The organism is Halalkalibacter oceani (assembly GCF_023715605.1).
Lineage (GTDB): Bacteria > Bacillota > Bacilli > Bacillales > Bacillaceae_D > Halalkalibacter > Halalkalibacter oceani.
In genome coordinates this window covers 60,291-81,323 of the sequence record NZ_JAMBOL010000008.1, presented here as the reverse complement: position 1 = coordinate 81,323, position 21,033 = coordinate 60,291, and the positions used below count along the sequence as shown (strand labels likewise).

The 21,033-nt window shown below is 43.1% G+C and carries 20 protein-coding genes; 16 read left to right on the top strand and 4 right to left on the bottom strand.

What is annotated here, in order from left to right; all coding sequences use genetic code 11:
* Window positions 1-14: 14 nt before the first annotated feature.
* The 4 genes from M3202_RS10785 to M3202_RS10770 all read left to right on the top strand — a co-directional run bounded on the left by M3202_RS10785 (window position 15) and on the right by M3202_RS10770 (window position 5,896).
* Complete coding sequence (locus tag M3202_RS10785) at window positions 15-1,964, top strand: TRAP transporter permease (protein ID WP_251223347.1); 1,950 nt, start codon at window positions 15-17, stop codon at window positions 1,962-1,964.
* 4 nt (window positions 1,965-1,968) lie between these two features.
* The gene (locus tag M3202_RS10780) at window positions 1,969-3,051 is read left to right on the top strand and encodes an NAD/NADP octopine/nopaline dehydrogenase family protein (protein WP_251223346.1); all 1,083 of its coding nucleotides are present in this window, start codon (window positions 1,969-1,971) and stop codon (window positions 3,049-3,051) included.
* A gap of 948 nt (window positions 3,052-3,999) precedes the next feature.
* Complete coding sequence (locus M3202_RS10775) at window positions 4,000-4,518, top strand: TetR/AcrR family transcriptional regulator (RefSeq protein WP_251223345.1); 519 nt, start codon at window positions 4,000-4,002, stop codon at window positions 4,516-4,518.
* A 427-nt stretch (window positions 4,519-4,945) separates the two neighbouring features.
* Window positions 4,946-5,896 (top strand): SDR family oxidoreductase, encoded by a 951-nt coding sequence (locus M3202_RS10770; RefSeq protein ID WP_251223344.1) that lies wholly within the window; start codon window positions 4,946-4,948, stop codon window positions 5,894-5,896.
* A gap of 849 nt (window positions 5,897-6,745) precedes the next feature.
* Here M3202_RS10770 and M3202_RS10765 read toward each other — a convergent pair.
* Genes M3202_RS10765 through M3202_RS10755 form a run of 3 tightly spaced genes read right to left on the bottom strand, consistent with a single transcriptional unit; the run spans window position 6,746 to window position 9,002 of the window.
* The gene (locus M3202_RS10765; protein ID WP_251223343.1) at window positions 6,746-7,909 is read right to left on the bottom strand and encodes a DUF418 domain-containing protein; all 1,164 of its coding nucleotides are present in this window, start codon (window positions 7,907-7,909) and stop codon (window positions 6,746-6,748) included.
* A gap of 17 nt (window positions 7,910-7,926) precedes the next feature.
* A complete protein-coding gene (locus M3202_RS10760; protein ID WP_251223342.1) occupies window positions 7,927-8,520 on the bottom strand; it encodes a TetR/AcrR family transcriptional regulator in 594 nt (197 codons plus the stop codon).
* Window positions 8,521-8,522: 2 nt separating this feature from the next.
* Window positions 8,523-9,002: a hypothetical protein gene (locus M3202_RS10755; protein WP_251223341.1), complete on the bottom strand. Its 480-nt coding sequence runs from the start codon at window positions 9,000-9,002 to the stop codon at window positions 8,523-8,525.
* A 248-nt stretch (window positions 9,003-9,250) separates the two neighbouring features.
* Here M3202_RS10755 and M3202_RS10750 point away from each other — a divergent pair, with 248 nt between their 5' ends.
* The 5 genes from M3202_RS10750 to M3202_RS10730 all read left to right on the top strand — a co-directional run bounded on the left by M3202_RS10750 (window position 9,251) and on the right by M3202_RS10730 (window position 13,503).
* On the top strand, window positions 9,251-10,120 hold the full coding sequence (locus M3202_RS10750; protein ID WP_251223340.1) for a DNA-3-methyladenine glycosylase family protein: 870 nt from the start codon (window positions 9,251-9,253) through the stop codon (window positions 10,118-10,120).
* Between the two features lie 219 nt (window positions 10,121-10,339).
* Window positions 10,340-10,885 carry a cupin domain-containing protein gene (locus M3202_RS10745; RefSeq protein WP_251223339.1) on the top strand — a complete coding sequence of 182 codons (546 nt, stop codon included), beginning with the start codon at window positions 10,340-10,342 and terminating at the stop codon, window positions 10,883-10,885.
* A 47-nt stretch (window positions 10,886-10,932) separates the two neighbouring features.
* Window positions 10,933-11,874: an AEC family transporter gene (locus tag M3202_RS10740; RefSeq protein ID WP_251223338.1), complete on the top strand. Its 942-nt coding sequence runs from the start codon at window positions 10,933-10,935 to the stop codon at window positions 11,872-11,874.
* Window positions 11,875-11,991: 117 nt separating this feature from the next.
* Entirely contained in the window at window positions 11,992-12,423 is a 432-nt protein-coding gene (locus tag M3202_RS10735; protein WP_251223337.1) for a VOC family protein, read from the top strand.
* A 255-nt stretch (window positions 12,424-12,678) separates the two neighbouring features.
* A complete protein-coding gene (locus M3202_RS10730; protein WP_251223336.1) occupies window positions 12,679-13,503 on the top strand; it encodes an aldo/keto reductase in 825 nt (274 codons plus the stop codon).
* 154 nt (window positions 13,504-13,657) lie between these two features.
* Here the strand turns inward: M3202_RS10730 and M3202_RS10725 are convergent, their stop codons facing one another.
* Window positions 13,658-14,464, bottom strand: a complete 807-nt coding sequence (locus tag M3202_RS10725) for an enoyl-CoA hydratase (RefSeq protein ID WP_251223335.1) — start codon at window positions 14,462-14,464, stop codon at window positions 13,658-13,660.
* Between the two features lie 537 nt (window positions 14,465-15,001).
* Here M3202_RS10725 and M3202_RS10720 point away from each other — a divergent pair.
* The 7 genes from M3202_RS10720 (at window position 15,002) to M3202_RS10690 (ending at window position 21,032) form a co-directional block, all read left to right on the top strand.
* A complete protein-coding gene (locus M3202_RS10720) occupies window positions 15,002-16,021 on the top strand; it encodes a FecCD family ABC transporter permease (RefSeq protein ID WP_251223334.1) in 1,020 nt (339 codons plus the stop codon).
* 13 nt (window positions 16,022-16,034) lie between these two features.
* Window positions 16,035-16,811 (top strand): heme ABC transporter ATP-binding protein, encoded by a 777-nt coding sequence (locus tag M3202_RS10715; protein ID WP_251223333.1) that lies wholly within the window; start codon window positions 16,035-16,037, stop codon window positions 16,809-16,811.
* Window positions 16,812-16,825: 14 nt separating this feature from the next.
* The gene (locus M3202_RS10710) at window positions 16,826-17,842 is read left to right on the top strand and encodes an ABC transporter substrate-binding protein (RefSeq protein ID WP_251223332.1); all 1,017 of its coding nucleotides are present in this window, start codon (window positions 16,826-16,828) and stop codon (window positions 17,840-17,842) included.
* A 23-nt stretch (window positions 17,843-17,865) separates the two neighbouring features.
* On the top strand, window positions 17,866-18,561 hold the full coding sequence (locus tag M3202_RS10705; RefSeq protein WP_251223331.1) for a class I SAM-dependent methyltransferase: 696 nt from the start codon (window positions 17,866-17,868) through the stop codon (window positions 18,559-18,561).
* 284 nt (window positions 18,562-18,845) lie between these two features.
* A complete protein-coding gene (locus M3202_RS10700) occupies window positions 18,846-19,025 on the top strand; it encodes a Fur-regulated basic protein FbpA (protein WP_251193281.1) in 180 nt (59 codons plus the stop codon).
* Window positions 19,026-19,038: 13 nt separating this feature from the next.
* On the top strand, window positions 19,039-19,809 hold the full coding sequence (locus M3202_RS10695; RefSeq protein WP_251223330.1) for an alpha/beta hydrolase: 771 nt from the start codon (window positions 19,039-19,041) through the stop codon (window positions 19,807-19,809).
* A gap of 269 nt (window positions 19,810-20,078) precedes the next feature.
* Complete coding sequence (locus M3202_RS10690) at window positions 20,079-21,032, top strand: metal ABC transporter solute-binding protein, Zn/Mn family (RefSeq protein WP_251223329.1); 954 nt, start codon at window positions 20,079-20,081, stop codon at window positions 21,030-21,032.
* The last annotated feature ends 1 nt before the right edge of the window (window position 21,033 follow it).

Below are 21,033 nucleotides of genomic sequence, written 5' to 3'. Positions count from 1 at the left end.
ACGGGAGGTTTGTCGTGTCTGAAAATAAAATAGCTGATTTGAACATTCAAGAAAATGCTGGATCACAGACAGTTCTTGGTGGAATACAGCAAAAAGTAATTACGTTCGTAGCTGTATTTATGTCTGTATTTCATTTATATGTATTAGGATTTTATCCAATCACACCATGGATTTTGTACACCGTTCACTTAGGGTTAGGGGCTATTTTGATTTTAATGATTTATCCAATGAGGAAATCTGCTCCTAATAGTGTAACGATGATGATTGATTATCTATTAATAGTGCTAGTTTTATTTGCCGGATCATACCTCATTATTGAAATGGATGAACTGGTTTATAGAATCGGTGTGGCGCCAACCCCGTTGGACTTAGTTGTGAGTGTCATTTTAATTGTGACGGTTTTAGAAATTACGAGAAGAACGACAGGATTGGTTCTGCCTATCCTTGCGTTAATTTTTATCCTGTATGCACATTATGGAAGGTATATCCCAGGGGATCTCGGACACCGGGGATATGAGTGGAACCGGATATTAAGCTATTTAAACAGTATGGATGCCATCTTTAGTGTGCCCATTGGTGCCTCCGCTACCTTTGTCTTCTTATTTATACTATTTGGGTCTTTTTTAGGAATGACGGGTGGAAGTAAATTTTTTATCAATTTTGCGATTGGTCTAACTGGTGGAAAAAGGGGAGGACCAGCAAAGGCGGCAGTCGTCTCTAGTGCCTTATTTGGTTCAGTTTCTGGAAATTCAGTGGCAAATGTCGTTTCGACAGGGGTTTTTACGATTCCGTTGATGAAGAAAATAGGTTACCCTTCTCGTTACGCTGGAGCGGTGGAATCCGTAGCATCAACTGGTGGACAAATTATGCCGCCAATCCTTGGATCAGCCGCATTTATTATGGCGCAATTAATTGGAACATCCTACATCAATATTGTCTATGCCTCCATTGTTCCTGCCTTGCTGTATTTTTTTACCGTCATTATTATGATCGATTTACAGGCAGCCAAATTAGGCTTAAAAGGATTACCTAAAAAGGAACTTCCTAACTTAAAGAATGTTTTGATGAAAGAAGGACATTTGTTTATTCCGTTGCTTGTTTTAATCTTTACAATGACGGTTTTAAATACAAGTCCAATTAAAGCAGCGATTTGGGCGATTGCCTCAACCATTCTTGTATCTTTTATTAAAAAGCATACACGGATGACCTTTTCAAAGCTTATAAAATGTTTAGTGGATGGTGCCAAATCTGCGCTGGGAATGATTGCGGCATGTGCAACGGCCGGGCTTGTAATCGGGGTCTTAAATTTAACAGGTGTTGGATTAAAGTTTGCATCATTAATTCTTTCCATCGCTGGAGATAATTTAGCATTGGCTTTAATCATGACGATGTGTGCAACGATTATTTTGGGAATGGGTCTCCCTACTACAGCCGCTTATTTAATTACAGCTGCCGTTGTGGCTCCCGTCTTAATTCAAATGGGGGTATCGCCTTTAGCTGCCCACATGTTTGTCTTGTATTTTGCTTGTTTATCCGCATTTACACCTCCTGTGGCATTGGCAGCCTATGCAGCTGCAGGTATAGCAGATGCGAAGCCAATGCAAGTGGCCTTTACATCGATGAAAATTGGACTTGTAGCCTTTATCATTCCGTTTGTATTCGTCTATGGGCCAGCTATTTTATTACAAGGTACACCGACTCAAATTATCGTTTCTACATTAACAGCACTAATTGGGGCCTTTGGATTAGCATGTGGTGTAGAAGGATGGTTTCTTGGCAACCGTGCAAATGTAATAGCCAGAATTTTCTTACTATGTTCTGCGTTAGCACTCATTATTCCTGGGGTCATGACCGATGCAATTGGCTTGGGATTAATAGTAGGTGCAGTGCTTATTCAAGTTTTTTTAAAACGAAGAAACCTAGAGCAACAAGTATCAAAAAATCTAAATGAAATAGAGGGATGAAAAAATGAAATTTACTATTATTGGAGCTGGAAATGGTGGCCAAAGCATGGCTGCACATCTTACCGTTTTAAATCATGAGGTTGTCTTATACGATATCCAAACGGAATTAATTGCAAAAATAAAAGAAAATGGCGGCATTAAGGCCGAGGGGGTCTTTGATGGATTTGCTTCTGTAACGGCAACAACCGATTTAGAGTTTGCTATGAGTGAACCCGAAGTCATAATGGTCACAACTACGGGAACGGCCCATAAGAGTGTTGCTCGTGCTATAGCGCCTTATCTTAAGGATGATCAGGTAATTATGATGTTCCCAGGATATTGGGGAGCTCTTGAGTTCAGAAATATTTTTGATGAAGTGGGAATGAATAAAAAGGTTTATGTTGCTGAAACGGAATCACTTATTTATACGTGCCGCTATATTGAACCAGGGCATGTTCGTATTAGAAAGATCAAGGAGAACTTAGAGTTTGCCACTCTCCCAGCAACGGATGCTTCCATCGTCAAAGAAAGACTCGAAGAAGTTTATCCGCAATTAGTGATAACCGATAGTGTGTTAACGACTACCTTAAACAATTTGAACCCTCAATTTCATGTGCCTATACTGTTGTTGAATACTGGAAGAATCGAATCAGAGGGAGATTTCTTCTTTTACCCAGATGGTGCCAGCCCATCGGTTGTAAATGTAATTGAGGCAATTGAAAAGGAACGACTAGAAATCGGCAAAAAATTAAATATAAATCTATCTACTTGTCCAGAACTTCTGAACAGATTCTATGATGTAGATAAAGATAATATATACGATGCATTGCAAAACAATCCAGCTTATAAAACGGGAAAAGCACCAACAACGATCAATTATCGATATATTTATGAAGATATTCCTTATGGGCTACACCCACTTGTTAAGCTAGGGGAAAAATTAGGTGTAGAAACGCCTGCCTCCAATTTACTGATTGATTTAGCATCCTTAATTAGAAAAGAGGATTTACGAGCAAATGCCTTACAATTAACTGATTTGGGGTTAGAGGATAAATCACCAGAAGAAATTGTGGAATATCTGAAAGGAAATACAAAAACATACAATTAAACTACTGAATCCCTAGGAGTCATCTTCATAATTGTATACCCAACCCTTTATATGAAATTATTTAAAGGCACTAAAGCTACCAAACAGAGAGAAGAATTAAATAAGGAGTATTATTTTATACTGTGGAAGATAAAAACGCAGTATTTTATTCTAATAGGTGAAAAAGTAAGGTTAACCCGCCAAGCTAGCATTACGGAGTTTACCGGATAGCTACTTGGTGGGCTATACAGGGTTTCCCGCTACTGAGGAGGTTAAATCAATATGGGATTACAGAAAAGGAATTCCTATTAAAAAATACATTCAAGGAGCCCTTTGAAAAAGTTGCTAACCAATGATTACTAAGAAGTGCGTAGAATATTCAGAAAATTATATTCCAAAGTAACGCGAATGCGGTAAGCTAAAGCTTAATTTCACTTTAAGGATAAAGAGAATTAAGCTTTTTTACTTGAGTAAATTTCATAATTTGAACCCTAAGTCTCGCACGGTTTTCAAGACAAGAAAAAAGGAGTACCTCCCAAAAAGTCGAAATAGGGTTCGTCTGTCATCCATGAACTAGGCATTATGAAATTGATTCAGTCATATAAAATAATAAAATTGTTTAAAAATCCTTATGTCACCAACGGGCGGGTTAGTGGTCTTTAATGCATAGTAGGTACATCCTGCGTAACATTAGGTGGCTTTGTGGAACAATATACTTAAGCTAACGAGCAAGGTTGTGTAACAAGGTTATTATTCTTCCGAAAGAAAGCATTCCTATGTTTAAGGGTATGAACCAAACTACCGAACAATAAACCGTTTCCGTGTGCAGGTGGACGTGAAAGAACTAGTTACAAATAATGAAAAGAAGGCACGATGAGCATTTTGTATTGCGTCCATCTTGACTTTGAATTTACATTTCATTATAATGTAATTGATCAATAAATAACTAACTACAAGTAGGTGTTCGTTTTGGTTAGGTCTAGTAAGGAAAATCGTAAAGAGGAAATTCTTGAAGCCGGATTAGAAGTATTTGCAAAAAGAGGTTATTATAATACAACTACCGCGCATATTGCAGAAAGAGCAGGCATATCACAACCTTATGTCTTTCGATTTTTTAAAACAAAGGAAGAATTGTTTATTGCTGCTTTAGATCGAGCATATGAAAGAATTCTTCAAGCTTTTAAAAATGTGGATGCTGATCAGGAACAACTCGTTGCAAAAATGATCGCAGCATATGAAGAGCTTTCTGAATTATATCCTAATGAAGTTGCATTACAGGTGATAGGAATCTCCGTAACAGAAAATGCTGTACGAAATGCAGCCCAAAAAGGGTTGTCGAGTATCCGAAGCTACACCTTAGAACGATTTAAAGAAGCAGGGATAAAAAATGTGGAAAGCGAAGTTACTACATTTTTAGCGAGAGGGATATTATGTAATATTTCTTACTTCTTAGATCTCCCTGAGTTGATTGATGGAGAAAAAAAGTAAATGACCCAAGTTTAGTTGATCATTTATTGATTAAACACTAAATAGTAAAAGGAGGTGAAAAATTTGAGATTCGCCAAAATTGACTACCTTTCAATCGGGATAATTGTCGTTTGTATCATTAGTTGGTTGGACTAAAATAAATGATCAACCTACTAATAGGAGGTGATACAGATGAATAATAGCAATAAGGAGAATTCTATTTCCCCATTGTCCGTTGTATTGGGTGTTATAGCTATTGTGGTCGCATTGTTCACATTGTGGGATTAAGATAAATTGCTATATGACGGGGGTTTAACGATAATGTTTTGTTAGTATTGATGGAAATGAAATACAAAATGTATAAATCAAAGGAGTGTAAGGTAGTAATAGATCATTTTTTTTCATATACTTGTTATTGATTGATCACTAACGTACAAGGGTGTTGTAAATGAAAACAGCGATTGTATTAGGAGCAACTGGTGGAACAGGCCAAGTTATTGTTTCGGAATTATTGGGCAGAGGAATAGAAGTTATTGCTTTCGGTCGGTCCCAAAGTAAATTGAATGCACTAATGGCGGAACATGATTATCATCCAAAATTAACATATAAACTGGGGGATATATTCGATTATCAGGCAATTATAAAAGCGGCTGAAGACGTGGAAGTCATTTTTCAATGTGCGAATGTAAAGTACCAAGAGATGAAGGATAAACTCCTATTGCTTGGAGAAAGTGTGATGAAAGCAGCAGATACTCTAGGGAAGAAGATCGTTATTGTAGATGGAATTTATGTATATGGTCATCAGGTTGCAAAGGGAGATGAAAGTCATCCGCATCAACCACATACTAAGAAAGGTAAGATTCGAGTGGAATTCGAACAGTTGATATTCAGTCCCAAATGGAAAAGTGCGAAAGCATTAATTGTTCGGTTGCCGGATTATTATGGTCCTACATCACAAAATTCTTATTTGCAGCCCACTCTAGAAGGAATGGCAGCCAATAAAATTTCGTTTTTTATTGGAAACCTGAAAACACCTCGGGAATACGTCTATTTGCCAGATGCCGCTAGAATGATTGTAAATATAGCTATGAAAGATGATTCTTATGGGGAGAACTGGAATATACCAGGCGCAGAATTGATTTCTGGTAAAGAAATTATCAAAATTGCTCGTCAAGTAACAGGTAGTCGAAAGCCTATCATTCCACTAACTAAAAATGCTATTCGCCTTATTGGCTTGTTCGATGTATTTATGAGAGAAATTGTCGAAATGATGTACCTCACTAAAGATGGGTTTATTTTGAGTGGCGAAAAGTATAAAAAGCGAATCGGCCCGATTCCAAAAACCCCTTTCAAAAAAGGACTTGAAGAAACATTAACACGATTGATGCGTATAGATTAATTGTGCTGTGCTATTATCAGAATGTATTGCATATGAAAAGTTATCCTACAGGGAGCGAGACCCTTTGTGAGAACAATTGTTTGTAAAGAGGGTCTGGTTCCCTTCATCAAAAAGTCGTTCCATTCCTGAAAAGTTAGGTTTTGAATTGGAAGGGTATTTTAAAGAATGATGATTATCTGCAAATGGTAGTAAATCAACGGATGCTCGTATATGAAAGGAGGGGAATTTGCGATCAGGAATTTTTATGAAGGCATCATTGAGTTGATATGTTCTGCACTAGTAGGTATGCGGATTTAACTCTCCGTTTCCGGTCCCGTTAATCACCAATCGCGAGCCATATGATTCCCGCATATGAGACGCCATTACTTCTTACGATCTTCATCGGCACCAATAAGGAGCGTGCCGAAGCCATGGTCGTAAAATTAACCGGCGGTGTGCTGATAATCTCAAAGTCGTGTCCGAAAGAATAAAACGAGATGGCCCGCAAAAGTATCTGGAAAGTTGTCCCGTCTGCGATTTGCAAGAATGGAAATGAAGAGCGTGATAAGGGTCGCAACGAACAAAATCAAAAACATCCCGATCTCCAGACTCACGACTTCACCCCCAAGCGCCTCGTACTTTTCTAAATGTACATTCGAGATGATTCTATTTTTCCCTTTTATTGTCCAATTCCTTTTGGGAAAAAGGGAAGACCTTATGGAATGTTCATTGAAGTCAGTACGTTGAAAGAGAAGAGTGTCCCTATCCGTTGACAAGTGGTTAAACCGTGCCGCAAAGAACATAGCTTAGCCCAGCAATTACTACACCGCGGCATGGCCAAGCCGGGGGTGCACGACGAAGATGAAAAAGCTATCCTTTTTTATACGTTACATAACGCATGTATCGTTCTAATGGTCCTTCGATTTGATGACGATCCATCAAGTAGGCGACTGATAACGTCACGACCCACATCGCGAGTCCGAATAGGACGGAAGTGGTGACAGTTAAGACGGCTCCCAAATTGAAAGCGATCGGCGACAGGAAGAGAACAATCAAAACTTCATGTGTGACAAAAAAGGTCAGCGAGCGTTTCCCCATGGCCGTGATCGCTTTAACAATCGTGCCGTGCTTTTTTATCGTGATTCCTAACAACCCAAACAGTGCAGCATACCCAACACCGCCTGCGAAACCGGTAATAATATGGACCCCGTATGCAATCCCTGCAGCGAAAAAGCCGGGAAACCAAACATCATTAATCAGTACTAGTGGGATGGCGCCCGCAAGTGAAAGGGTGAGACCGCCAATCGTTAATTGCTTCAGCAGTTTGATATGGTCATGCGGCTTACTTAAGAGATTTCTATTTCCGAGCCAAATGCCGATTAGGACGGAGGGGATCACCGGAAAGAAGAGATGAGTAAACAAGGGAATGATAGGGATAGCAATTAGCCCTTCAAGAAAGGTGTTCACGTATGTTTCTTGACCGGTTAATTCTATTGGCAAGCCGTAAGCTTGATTGCCAAGTAAAATACCGCCCCACAAAAGGGGGATATACAGGAGACATATGATTGTAGAAACAAGGACATATTTTAGAATTTTGCTGTTGTCCTTGTTTAAACTGGAAACGAGTAGGAGACCGGCAATCCCATACGTCATGAGAATATCCTGCCCACCGGCAACACCAGCGAGTATGGCGCCAAATATGATGAAGTACCAGCACCGTCTTTTTATAATCCGTTTTGCTTCATCGGCATCTTTTCTTTCCTGTTGCTTACGGTAAATCATGACCAGCCCGTAACCAAACAGGATGGCGAATAAGGGGCGCGCCCGGTTATCTACGATGATTTCCATTAAAACATTCAACAAATGATCTAAAGCGGTACTACCAGCGACTTTCGTTAGCACGCCCGGTTCTATCATGTATAAAAACAGGGGGATATGCGAAAGGATAATCAAAAAGAGCATCGAGCCCCGGGCGATATCTAAAGATAGCGCCCGTTGTTTTTTAGCTGTTTCAGCAGCATCCAATTCAGTCATAAATAAGCCTCCCCATTTTACGTAACGATTTTTGTCATCATCGTCACTAAGTCATTTTTGTATTCTTCCAGGTTAAATTCTTCTCCATTCACAAGCATACTTTCAGAGATGGCTCCTTGTAGCATAGTAGAAAGGCTTTTTGGTTGAAACTTGGAAAACTCGTTTGTCTCTTGTCCATACTGTAAAATCTCCTGCAAATAGACATACAAAGGATCTTCTTCCTCCGCTGATAATTTATAATAGGGAATATGATCCTCCGTACGGGCATTAAAGAGAATCTCCAGCAGGGCGATATTATTGACGCTATGCGTCTGATGATAAGCTAACGAAGCCTCAATAAAAGTAACGAGTTGATCATAGGCCGATGTTTTTTTGGAGACTCGTTCTTTAATATAATCAAATTGCGTTTTTACTAAATAAAATAATGTGTGATTGAGCACATCCTCCTTGTCGTTAAAATGATAGGAAATTAATCCCGTACTGATCTTCGCTTTTTTGGCGATTTTAGCCAAACTAATATTGACATAGCCGATTTCATCCAATACTTCAATCGTCGCTTTTATAATTTGTTCTCTTCTTGCTTCCGCTATAAACGACGGTCGATCCGCCATAATCATTCCTCCCTTTCCTTCGTTTTTTGTTTTTTCAGCTTTTGAATGAGCCATACTAGCCCCGCGATAAAAAGCACTGCTAGGATCACACTATCAAATGGGCTTGGGTAGTTTTCAATAAACAATCGAACCGGTTCAGGAAGGCTTCCTTGAAAGAGGGAAGCAATCACCATTTTTATCATCGTCATAAGAAATAGAATAAGCTGCAGTAGGAGCAGGATAGGCAACAATCCTAACCCGCCAATGAACCATTTCCAAGCCAACTCTGCACGAAAAAAATAAAGAATGGCAGAAAACAGTAACACCACACTTATCATCGTAAAAACAATCAAACGAACCCAGTGTACAAATTCTAATGACTCTTGGTTGTATAGATATAACGCATATGAAAAGGCAAGCATCGCTAACATCACGCTTATGAATGGGATCATCCGTTGAAGCCAACGGGGAAAGTCACGAAATTCATCTACATTATTACTCACAGCGATCAACTCCAATTTGATTGATAAATATTTATTTTGATTGGTCGATCAAAATTTATCATCTAATAACGCTTCTGTCAAATCATTTTCTCCAATAGTTCAGGCTGATTGTGGGATAAAAGCTGCTTGGACGAACACATTTAAGCGGGATAACTTTTTTGAATAACCGCTTTTTATTTTTTTCTAAAACGGACTCATTTTAATTGGAGGATAAATGGTAATATAGAAGAAAAAGGATGATTTCGACGATGAAAATTCCTTTGCAGGAGGATTTTAATTTCGCAGCGGCGGTAACCGACCACGGCTGGTGGATGCTCTCTCCGAATGAGTGGGACGATCAGCGTCACATACTTAGCCGCCCGGTAAGATTGCGCAATCAGAAAAAGGCGCTTGTTCGTATCTCCAAGCTTGAGCATCATTTGCAGTTTGAGATGGAAAGTGAAGCCCCTTTGGATGATGCGGATCAGCAGAACATCAAGGAGCAGGTGGCGTGGATGTTCAGGCTGGACGAGACATTTGAACCCTTTTATACGATGTGCAGCGATTTTAACGAGCTGCTTCATCTCCCTCATAATGGAAGAGGCCGACTTTTGCGCTCGCCGACACTTTTTGAGGATGTTGTTAAAGTGATTTTAACAACGAATACGAGGTGGGGACAGACGATCAATATGGCTCGGAACCTCGTAGATCAGCTCGGAGAGACGCTACCTATCAATCAACAGGAGTATAAAATTTTTCCCGAACCGGAGAGAATCCTGGAAGCAGGCGAAGCCTTTTTAAAAGAACAAATACGAGTCGGCTATCGCAGTACATATATCATTGATGCTGCTGAAAAAGCGCTGGACCCGGCCTTTAAGCTGGAGGGACTTACCTCCGCTACAGACAGCTTGGCAAAATTAATCGAGATTAAAGGGGTCGGTCCCTATGCGTTCAATACTCTTTCCATGATACTTGGAAAATATGATTCCTTACCGGTTGATTCTGATTATAAAGCGCATGTTATGACAAAATACTTCAACGGCGAAAAAGTGAAGGGACGCAAAATGGAAAGCGTCTATGATAAATGGGGAGCCTACAAGTTCCTTGCCTATTGGTATGATAAGGATGAAGGTCGCTAAGTGCAAGGGAGCCTGATGCGAACAAAGCAATAACTTAACGGAGTCTATTTCAAGAGCGGTGTATGCACGAATCTGCTGTAAAAGGACGATTTACACTTTTTCAGTAGTCTCGTATGACACCCTCTTTTTTTGTTTTAAAAAATTTAATAGTGAAATGATATTTAACGTATGTTAATCTGTAATTAACAAAATCGGTTCGTATGTAAGGAGAATGCTGCCATGGAGAATATTGATATCGGGAAGAAGGTCGAAAAGTACAGGAAAGAGAAGGGCTGGAGTATCCGGGAGCTGGCCAGGATTGCCGAGATTACGCCGTCGATGTTAAGCCAGATTGAACGGGGACTGGCTAATCCGTCGATTACGACACTTCGCGTAGTCGCCAAAGCACTTGATGTGCCGACGTTCCATTTTTTAATGGAAGATACGCCGACGGCCGATTTAGTTGTACGCGCCGGTCAGCGGAAGAAGATGGTGATCGAGGATTTAGCCTATGAGCTTGTTTCGCCGGACTTTACGGGCACTTTGGGAACGGCCATTTTGCAGGTTCCGCCGCAGGCGGCTTCGTCTGAAAAGCTGCTGGCGCACAAGGCGGAGGAGGTCGCCTATGTGCTGGAGGGCAAGGTCAAAGTTTATTTAAATGATGAGGCATATGTATTGGAAGCCGGCGACAGTGTAAAGATTCCGGCGCAAATGACACACAAGTGGGAAAATGACTTTCAGCAACCAGCATCGATTTTATTTTCCGTGACGCCACCGGCGTTCTAAAGAATGACACATAACATAAAAAAGGTAGAAACAGCAGGTGACACATAATGAATATGATGAGTGTAGTGACGTCAATCAGCATGCTCGGCTTTGTCGTGGTGCTTGGCATGTTGATTGGAGCAAGAATAACAATTACGCAAGATGCGAAAAAGCTCTTAATGATCATTATAATAAACATAGCGATCCCGGCTGTGATCTTAAATGGGATCTTCAACACGAAAATAGACGACGGTTTACTGGGAATGATGCTTACTATCTTTCTTCTCTCGATTGCGTTGAATATTTTTTGTCTGGCGCTTAGCTGGGGGGGCGCGCACTTATTTGGCTTCCGCTCCATCAAGGCCAAAAAGTTTGCTGTTTTGGCGGGGATCGGCAATTCCGGATTTATCGGCATTCCGCTTTGCTCAGAATTATTTGGCCCGACTGGCGGGCTGCTCGCTGGGATTTTCGATGCCGGTTTGGATGTGGTCGTCTTCTCGATCGTTGTAATCATGCTTCAAGAAGGAAACGGATTTTCCCTGAAAAGGATGAAAACGCTTATTAATCTGCCATTCCTGGCGGTTGTCACCGGCTTTGTGATCGCGTTGATTGGATTTGAGCCGCCTGTGATTGCAAAAAATTTGGCCGCGTTTCTGGCTAGTCTCGCTGCTCCGCTGGCGATGATATATATCGGGCTGCTTATACCTGAATTTTTCCGCAAGAAGATTAACATTCCGGTGAAATTTGTCAGTCTTTCGCTGGTGATGAAGCTGCTGCTAATTCCATTGCTGACGATCGCTCTCTTAAGCTTTTTTCCACTGCCGGAGATGGTGCGAAAGGTTACTTATGTGCTGCTGGCGATGCCGACGATTACGCTGGCGCCTGTTCTTCTGGCGCGCTATACGAACGATGAAACGACAGGGCTGATGGCAACGATTTATTCCACTGTGTTCTCATTGCTGACGATTCCGTTCATTCTATATGTGGTCAATGCGTTATTTGGATTTTAACGACCAGTTTTTCTCTGTTTGCAATGTTGTCATAGGCAAGTAAGAAAAGGGCAAGATAGAGTTATAAGCTTTCTGCAGATAGCGCGTGATAATAAAAAATTGAGAAGAGGTGTGTTGATGATTGTCGGCGTTCATGTTTATTTAAGAATGAATGGGACCGGGAAAGAGGCTATTGCATTTTATGAGGATGCACTTGAAGCTGTCGTGTTAGGTGTGCAAACTTTTGGAGAATTGCCGAAAAATCCAGAATTTCCTCTGCCTGACGAAGCGAAGGACCGGGTGCTTCATGCACAATTGAAGGTGGGCAATACATTTCTTATGCTGTCAGATATCTTCCCCGGTCAGCCGTATGAACTCGGCTCACAGGTAAATGTAGCCATTACATTAAACGATGTGGAAAAATCAAAAGACGTGTATGAGAAATTGCAGCAAGGCGGCGAAGTGTTGATGCCACTCGCGGAGACGCCGTGGAGCCCTTCCTATGGGCAGGTGAAAGATAAGTTTGGTGTCACGTGGCAGATTTCGACAAACGGTGATGACAGTATGTAAACCTTTAAAACCGCTTTTTGCTAGAAGAATCTGAACTAAATTTCAATACGGTTCAATGCTTTCTCCTTACAATGCTAAATAAGTTACTTTTGTCATTTACTGTATTATAATGAAAGAACTACTTTCCATACTATGGTAGCTTTTGTAAAATAACAGTAGGTGATGCCATGCTATCATCCATTCACCAAGAATAACATACGACGAAGTAACAAAAGCTATACGATCAAAGTATGAAGAAAAAGGAGAGAAGCGAAGATGGAATTTGTAACTTTAAACAACGGTTTAAAGATGCCTCAACTTGGATTTGGTGTATGGCAGGTGGAGAATGACGGAGCAACGGCAGCTGTGGCAAAGGCGTTGGAAGTCGGCTACCGCTCTATCGACACGGCGATGATTTACAAAAATGAAGCCGGCGTCGGGAAAGCGTTGAAGGAATCGTCTGTTCCGCGCGAGGAATTGTTTATTACGACAAAAGTGTGGAATAGTGATCAGGGCTACGACAATACGCTGCGCGCCTATGATGAAAGCTTGGAACGGCTCGGCCTTGACTATGTTGACTTATATTTGATCCACTGGCCGACACCGAAATTTGATCAATATGTAGATACATATAAAGCGCTTGAAAAGCTTTATAACGATGGCCGCGTAAAAGCGATCGGCGTTTGTAACTTTGAGATTGAGCATCTTGAGCGCCTGTTGAATGAATGTGATGTCAAGCCGGTGCTTAACCAGGTTGAGTGCCATCCATATTTGGTTCAAAAAGAAATAAAGGAATTTTGCGCCAAGCATGATATTTTTGTTGAGGCTTGGAGCCCGCTTGAACAGGGCGGGGATGTGTTAAAGGACGATGTCATTACAAAAATCGCAGCGGCTCACGGGAAAACTCCGGCACAGGTTGTGCTGCGCTGGCATTTGCAAAACAACACAATTGTTATTCCAAAATCGGTAACACCTTCAAGAATTGAAGAGAACTTTAATGTATTCGACTTTGCGTTAACAGCAGAGGAGATCGAACAGATCAGTCAGCTGAACATCAATAGACGCCGCGGCTCACATCCGAATGAGATGCATGTAAGATAATACGCGGCAATGAACGAAGCAGCCATTCATCAATGACGATGGATGGTTGTTTCTGTTGGAGAAGCGCACGGCAAAAAGAGAGTATCCAACGGAGGACACTCTCTTTCGCTTCATTCTGCATGCCTGCAAATCGGCAGTGCTGCCGTTGAACGGCTTATTTTCCTTGCCAATTAGGCTTGCGTTTTTCCATATAGGCTTTTACGCCTTCGGCAAAGTCGTCGCTTCCATACACTTTGGAAACGACATCATCGAAGCTGTCTTCATCTAAAGCGGAAGCCTGAGTCTGGTGGATCCGGTTTAGCGCTTCCTTCGTCGCTTCAATCGTCAATGGGGCGTTCTTACTGATTCGCTCTGCAATGGCCATAACTTCATCGAAGAAATTCTCCTGATCAAAAATCGCAGTTAAAAAGCCGCGTGACAGAGCTTCTTCCGCTTTTAGCAGGCGGGACGTGAACAGTAAGTCTTTCAGCACCATCGAACCGAGCTGGCGATCTAACCGCTGATAGTTTGCCAGACTGAGGCAGTTTCCAAGTGTTCTCGCCATTGGCGCGCCAAATTGGGCATCTGGTGTTCCGTAGCGCAAATCACAAGTGGCTGAAATCATCATTCCGCCGCCAACGGCATACCCGTGGACTGCGGCAATGGTTGGTTTTGGAAAGTTTTCGAGCTCATCAATAATTTTATCAATTCTTTTTTCATAGGCGATTCCGTCCGCTCCGGTAAAGCCTTCAAATTGGGAAATATCCGTTCCGGCCGCAAGCGCTTTCTCGCCATCGCCGCGAATGACTAAGGCACGCACGCTTGAATCCTCTGCTAATTGCTGAAGATATTCCTGAAACTGCTTATACATTTCCCATGTAATCGCATTCAATGCATGGGTGCGGGAAAGAATGAGAACGGCGACGGCCCCCTGCCGCTCCAGCTTGACCGATCCCTGCTCGTTGTTAACTGCTTCTGTCATTGAAAAGTCCTCCTTTAACGTTGCACTATTCTTATCATACCGATAAATGAAAATAATCTCAATACAATGATAAATTTGAAGAGTGGAAAATAAACTATTCTGTGAACATACGAAAGCAAGCTTCTCGTTGAAGTAATGATGGAGAGGAGGTTGCTCTTAAGCTGTGAAGTTTCAGAAACCATTCACCCTGTTCAGTTCCACGATGGAAGATAAGGCATTTTAAATGGCGCAGTGCCGAAAGGTTGTTTTTACCTTTTGGCGCTGCCGCTTTTTCTGCCGTAGAAAAAAGATTGATAATTAAAACTATACACGTCCGTCTAATCGTGTTACAATTTTACAGAAACGTAACACCGATCGTTTTATAGTGAATTCAATGTTATGTAGAAAAGATAAGAATGGGGAACAATGTGCGGGATGATTCAAAGAAAAGCCACTACGCGTTTTTCTTAATCGAAAATAAACACTGCGAAAGGAAAGAGAATGTCTGGGAAGAAAATAGCCGGAATCAGAAAACTTTTTAACCGGGATGAGCCGAATATGAAGGTGATTGTCTCGTTACTCGTCCTCATTAGTATCTTATCGATTATTTTAGCAATTGGAATCGGTCCTGTCTCGGTACATCCACTGACTGTGGCCAAAATCGTCCTCAGCAGGATTCCCTTTCTGTCCGAGTCTTTTGTTGTGAGCTGGACGGACCTCGATGAAAATATCGTCTGGGGCTTGCGGATGCCACGGGTGCTGCTCGGCATGATTGTTGGCGCTTCGCTTGCTGTCACCGGGGTAACGATGCAGGCCCTGGTCCGCAACCATTTAGCCGACCCGTTTATTCTCGGCGTCTCATCAGGAGCGGCGGCAACCGCGACATTGGGCATGCTGTTCGGTGTCTTTGCCTTTTTAGGGACATATGCGCTTTCGATCAGCGCCTTCATCGGGGCGGCGGCGACGATTATCATCGTCTATACGATTTCCCGGGTGAAAGGAAGAATCAACATTACCCAGCTTCTGCTTTCGGGTGTCGCGATCGCGATGATCATGGATGCGATTACAAACATTATAACCTTAAGCGCCCCGAATGCACTAGGGTTACATAATGCCACCTTCTGGATGTCCGGCAGTCTCGCCGGAGCGAAGTGGGGATATTTGCAGCTTCCTCTCATTGTGATTGTCGTTTGTATGACGGTGCTGATGATTCAGCATCGGGCATTAAATGCTTTATTGCTGGGAGATGAAGCAGCCGGGACGTTAGGATTCAATGTGAGCCGGCTGCAAAAGCTGCTCGTCCTGATTGCCTCGCTTTTAGCCGGGGTGACGATTGCCGTCAGCGGATCGATTGGATTCATCGGCTTAATGGTGCCGCATATGACACGCTTGCTCATTGGTTCAGACCATAAGCGGGTACTGATTGTGAGCGCTTTGCTCGGCGGGATTATCGTCGTCTGGACCGATGTCGCGGCGCGAATGGTGATCGCCCCGCAGGAATTGCCGATCGGGCTATTGACCGCTTTAGTAGGCGGACCGTTCTTCATTTGGCTTTTGAAGCGGAAATCACGAGTATGAAGGTGGTGAAATGATGAAACTGCAAGTAGAGCAGCTGAGCTTTTCGTATGACGAGAACAAAATCATTGAAGATATTCACCTTCATGTGACGAAGGGGGAGTTTATCGGCATTATCGGTCCGAATGGCAGCGGCAAATCGACCGTGCTGAAAAATTTATACCGGGCGCTTAAGCCGGATTCCGGAGCGATGCTCTTAGACGGCGAAAATCTGCTGAAAATGAACAACAGGAAAGCCGCTCAGAAAATCGGAGTCGTCGGCCAGGAAAATGCAGTCCCGTTTGATTTTAAAGTGGAGGAAATCGTCGCGATGGGGCTAAGCCCGCATAAGAAGCTGTTTGATGGCGACACGCCGGCGGATAAAGAGATTGTCGCAAAAGCGTTGGCGCAGACCGGGATGAAAGAGATGGCGAAACGAAATTATCTTCATCTTTCCGGCGGGGAGAAACAGCGGGTGTTACTGGCACGGGTGCTCGCGCAGCAAACAGATTTTCTGCTTTTGGACGAGCCGACCAATCATTTGGATATCCACTTTCAGCTGCAAATGTTTGATTTGATTAAAGGGCTCGGCGTAACAGTGTTGTCGGCGATCCATGATTTGAATCTCGCCGCCTTGTACTGTGACCGGCTTTACGTACTAAAAGACGGTCGATTGCAAAAGGCCGGAACGCCGGAGGACATTTTGACCCCGGCAACGATTCAGGAGGTTTACGGCATTAAAGCCGATGTGATGATACATCCGGTAACGAAAAAAATCTCAATTACTTATTTACCGGAAAGCCTACACTTATAAAGGAGAGGAACAGGATGAAAAAAAGATGGATAGGTGGCTTCATAATGATCGCGCTGATTGGCTTACTACTGGCCGGCTGCGGGACGGCGGATCAGGAAACAGGCGAGACGGAGGAAGCAGAAGGAACGGGTTCGCAGGAGGAAACAGGAACGGCTGAAGAGGCCGCGACGGATTTTGAAGCGCTGACTTTAGATAACTACGGCAGAGAAGTAACGGTAACGGAAAAGCCGACGAAGGTGCTGACATTAGGTCCGAACACGACTGAATTGTTTATTGCTCTTGGCTTAACGGATTATGTGATTGGCAACAGCCTTAAAAATCACAGCAGAGGACCGCTTCCTGAGTATGAAGAAGAGTATGCGAAGATTCCTGAATTGACGTATGGCTCAGCGACGCGAGAAGCGGTGACGACGAGCGGAGCCGACTTTATTTACGGCATTGACTGGGAATTTGGCGGCGAAGGACTGGATGTTGACGAATTAGCCGGATTAGGGATGACAACATACATGAACAGCGCAACGTCTCTTGAAGAAATGTATCAGGAAATTCGCGATATCGGAAAAATTTTCGAGATTGAAGAGGCGGCGGAAGCGTATGTTGCCGATCAGGAAGCGCGGATTGCCGCTGTAGAGGAGACAATTTCCGGCGAAGAACCGGTGAAGGTCCTTGTTTATGACAGTGGTGGCGATGGCGTCTTCACAGCCGGAGGGACGAATTTTGAAACGTTACTGATTGAATATGCCGGCGGAAGGAATGTATTCGATGATATTACCGACCAGCAGTGGACGACCGTAAGCTACGAGGAAGTGCTGGCGCGAGACCCAGACGTGATCGTCGTTCACGATTACGATTCGCCGTCATTGGAGCAGAAAATAGAGGATATTAAAAATGATCCGGCGCTTTCGCAACTGGAAGCCGTACAAAATGAACGTTTTGTCGCAATTACGCTCGAAAGTGTTCTTCCTGGAAACCGGATGGCCTATACGGTGGAAACTTTAGCGCAAGGCTTTTATCCGAACCTGTTTAACTAAAATAGAGAAGGAGTGGCACAGCAATGAGTAAGAATGAGCAGCTTTACGATGTTTGGTGGGATCATGCCGCAGAGGAAGAAAACATGGAAGCGCAGCATATTGATGGATGGAAAGAGATTGTTTCGTATATGAAGGAAGAGGATCTTTCCACTTATTCGGTGCTTGATTTCGGCTGCAACCGCGGCGGTTTTTTACGCTATTTGTACAGCGTGAAGCCATTTAAGGCAGGCGTCGGCATTGATCGCGGGGTGGAGTCGGTCAAGCTCGCCAATGAAAGAAAGCGGGATCTGCCGCTTAGCTATGTGGCGACAGGCTCTCCTGAACAGCTGGAGCAAACGTTTGATCTAGCCTTCGCTTTGTCGGTTATTTATTTAATCGACGATTTGAAAACACATGCGCGTAAAATCAAGCAGGCATTGAAGCCGGGTGGCGTATATTATGTAACGTATACCGACCTGAGTGATAACCCGAGCGCCGCTCATTTTCAAAAGACGATTGAACAGTACAGTCATTTAAAGGCGAATGTCCATACGCTTGATCAGATTGCCTCGGCTTTTACGAATGAAGGCTTCCATGTCCAGTTGATGAGAAAAAGACCTGGCAGCTTTATCGACATTTCTGGAGAGAGTGAATACTTTCAGTCGGTTCAGGATCAGGTGAAGGCGCAATACGAGCAAGCCTATGTATTCAGGTTTTCGCTGCCGGCGGCTTCAGATTGAAGTCACCCCATATCTACGTTATTATTTGTTTTTTCGGTAAGGGCTGGGCAAAAGATAAAAATACCCTTTTGTCTTATCCCTGCTTTTCTTTTTGTTATAAAATATAGTTGACAGGTCGGAATAATAAGATTTATAATAGGTGTATCTTAAGCTGATCGGCAAACGAAGGCCTAACCTTTTCGTCTTTAAGGTTAGGCGTTTTTGTTTAGGTCAGCTGAAAGCTAGGAACTGGTTTATCCAATGTCAATTTGATACATGAACCTATCAGTTGAGGAGGTAAGCAAATGTCACAATTAAGTGAAGCAGTTCTTCGGAGGAAAGAAGAATTAATTAAAAAATTACTGCACTTAGGCGTTTATAAGAAAGATGGCCATCATCTTTACGAGCTGACCTTATCAGAGGTTGAAACAGAATATGACAATGTTCGGAAACGAAGAGCGCTTCATAAAAGCGAACAAAGCTAAGGAGGAAACAGAGATGAAAGAAAGCTACCCGGTGATCGAAGGAGCAGAAGCCTTTTATAAGAAAGGAAACGACATTGGAATCTTGATCTCGCACGGCTTTGTCGGTACGCCGCAAAGTGTTGCATTTCTCGGGGAAAAGCTGGCGGAATACGGCTACACTGTTTATGCGCCCCGCTTAAAGGGACATGGCACACATTATAAGGATTTAGAGCGCGCGACCTATCAGGATTGGTTTTCTGATATCGAAGCAGGCTACAAATACGTAAAGGAGCAATGCTCGTCTGTATTTGTCGTCGGACAATCAATGGGAGGAACATTGGCACTTTGGCTGGCCGAAAAATACCCGGAAGTGAAAGGACTGGTGCTCATCAATGCCGCTTTGCGCGTTCCAGGCTATGAGTATTTGCGGGATGTCTCAGCTCCTGCATATGTCGATGAAGTCAACCCAGACATCAAACGCCAGGATGTTCAGGAAATCACCTATGACAAAGTACCGGTAGCCGCGATTCACCAGCTGCAGACATTAATGAACCGTACACCAGCGAAGCTCGCCCAAATCAATACACCTGTTTTTTGCTTCAAATCAACTGAAGATCATGTCGTCCCGCCGGCGAGCACCGATCTCATTTTACGTGCGATTGGCTCAGAACAAAAAGAGGTGCGTACGCTGACAAATTCCTATCATGTCGCTTCACTCGATTACGACCAGGAACGGATTGCGGAAGAAACTCAGCAGTTTATTGCCCGGAATACGAGAGGCTTAGGTTATAAGAGAACGGGATAACCCCAGTGGCCCGGATGAATACAATTGCATAGAATAAAGGGAGAGAATGGTCCAGTCTGGTCCATTCTCTTTTGTTAAAATACGTTCATGGTTTTGTTAGGAAAGATCGGCAGCGGAAAAAAAGATATTGACAATGTTTTTTTTTGGGAGTAAAGTTTCCTTAGGGAAACAAACATTACCTAGACAAATATATTTGTCTACATAAAATGTTTGTGCATGTACGCATATTTGCAACCAGGATAATCGAGTAAGAATTTGGAGGGGAAATCATGAAAAAGAAAAGTTGGAGGTTTGTTGTGTTGGCTGTCCTATTCGGTTGGATGATCGCTGCTTGTAATCAAGCGGAGACCGGGACAGGTGGTGAAGGGGAAGAGGCGGAAGAAACGATAAAAGTCGTAACGACGATTGCACAAATCGGGGAACCGTTATCGGTGATTGGCGGCGACTATATTGAGGTAAACAGTTTAATGGGACCATCCGTTGATCCTCATCTCTATAATGCCACTCAGGGAGATATTGCGACATTGCAGGAAGCGGACGTGATTTTTTACAGTGGTCTTGATTTAGAGGTCAATATGGTTGAGATTTTCAATCAAATTGCTGCGGAAAAACCGGTTGTGGCGATTGGTGATACGATTTCAGAGGATCAATTGTTAAAAGAGGAGGACGGAGTGGTTGACCCTCATATCTGGTTTGACATCCGTCTTTGGAAGCAGGCGCTTGAGGCGGCGGTAGAGGAATTAAAAGCCTACGCTCCTGACTATGCTGATGATTTTGAAGCCAATAAAGCAGCGTATTTCGCCGAGCTTGATGAGCTGCATCAGGAGGCGCTTGAGAAACTTGGTGGAATCCCGGAGGAGCAGCGTGTCCTTGTCACAGCCCATGATGCCTTTGGCTATTTCGGAAATGCGTTTGAGATGGAAGTTATCGGTCTCCAAGGGCTAAGCACAGAAGATGAAGTGGGGGTTTCTGACATTAATGAAACGATTGCGATTGTGAAGGAGCACCAAATTCCTGCTATTTTCGTTGAAACGAGTATCCCGGCCCGGACGATCCAGGCGGTGATCGAAGGAGCGGCGAATGAGGGCGTTGAGATTGAATTGGGCGGAGAGCTGTATTCGGATGCGATGGGTGAAGCTGGAACCGAGGAAGGAACGTACATCGGGATGTACCGCCACAATGTCGAGACGATCTATGAAGCGTTAAGCGGAGGAGATGAGTAAG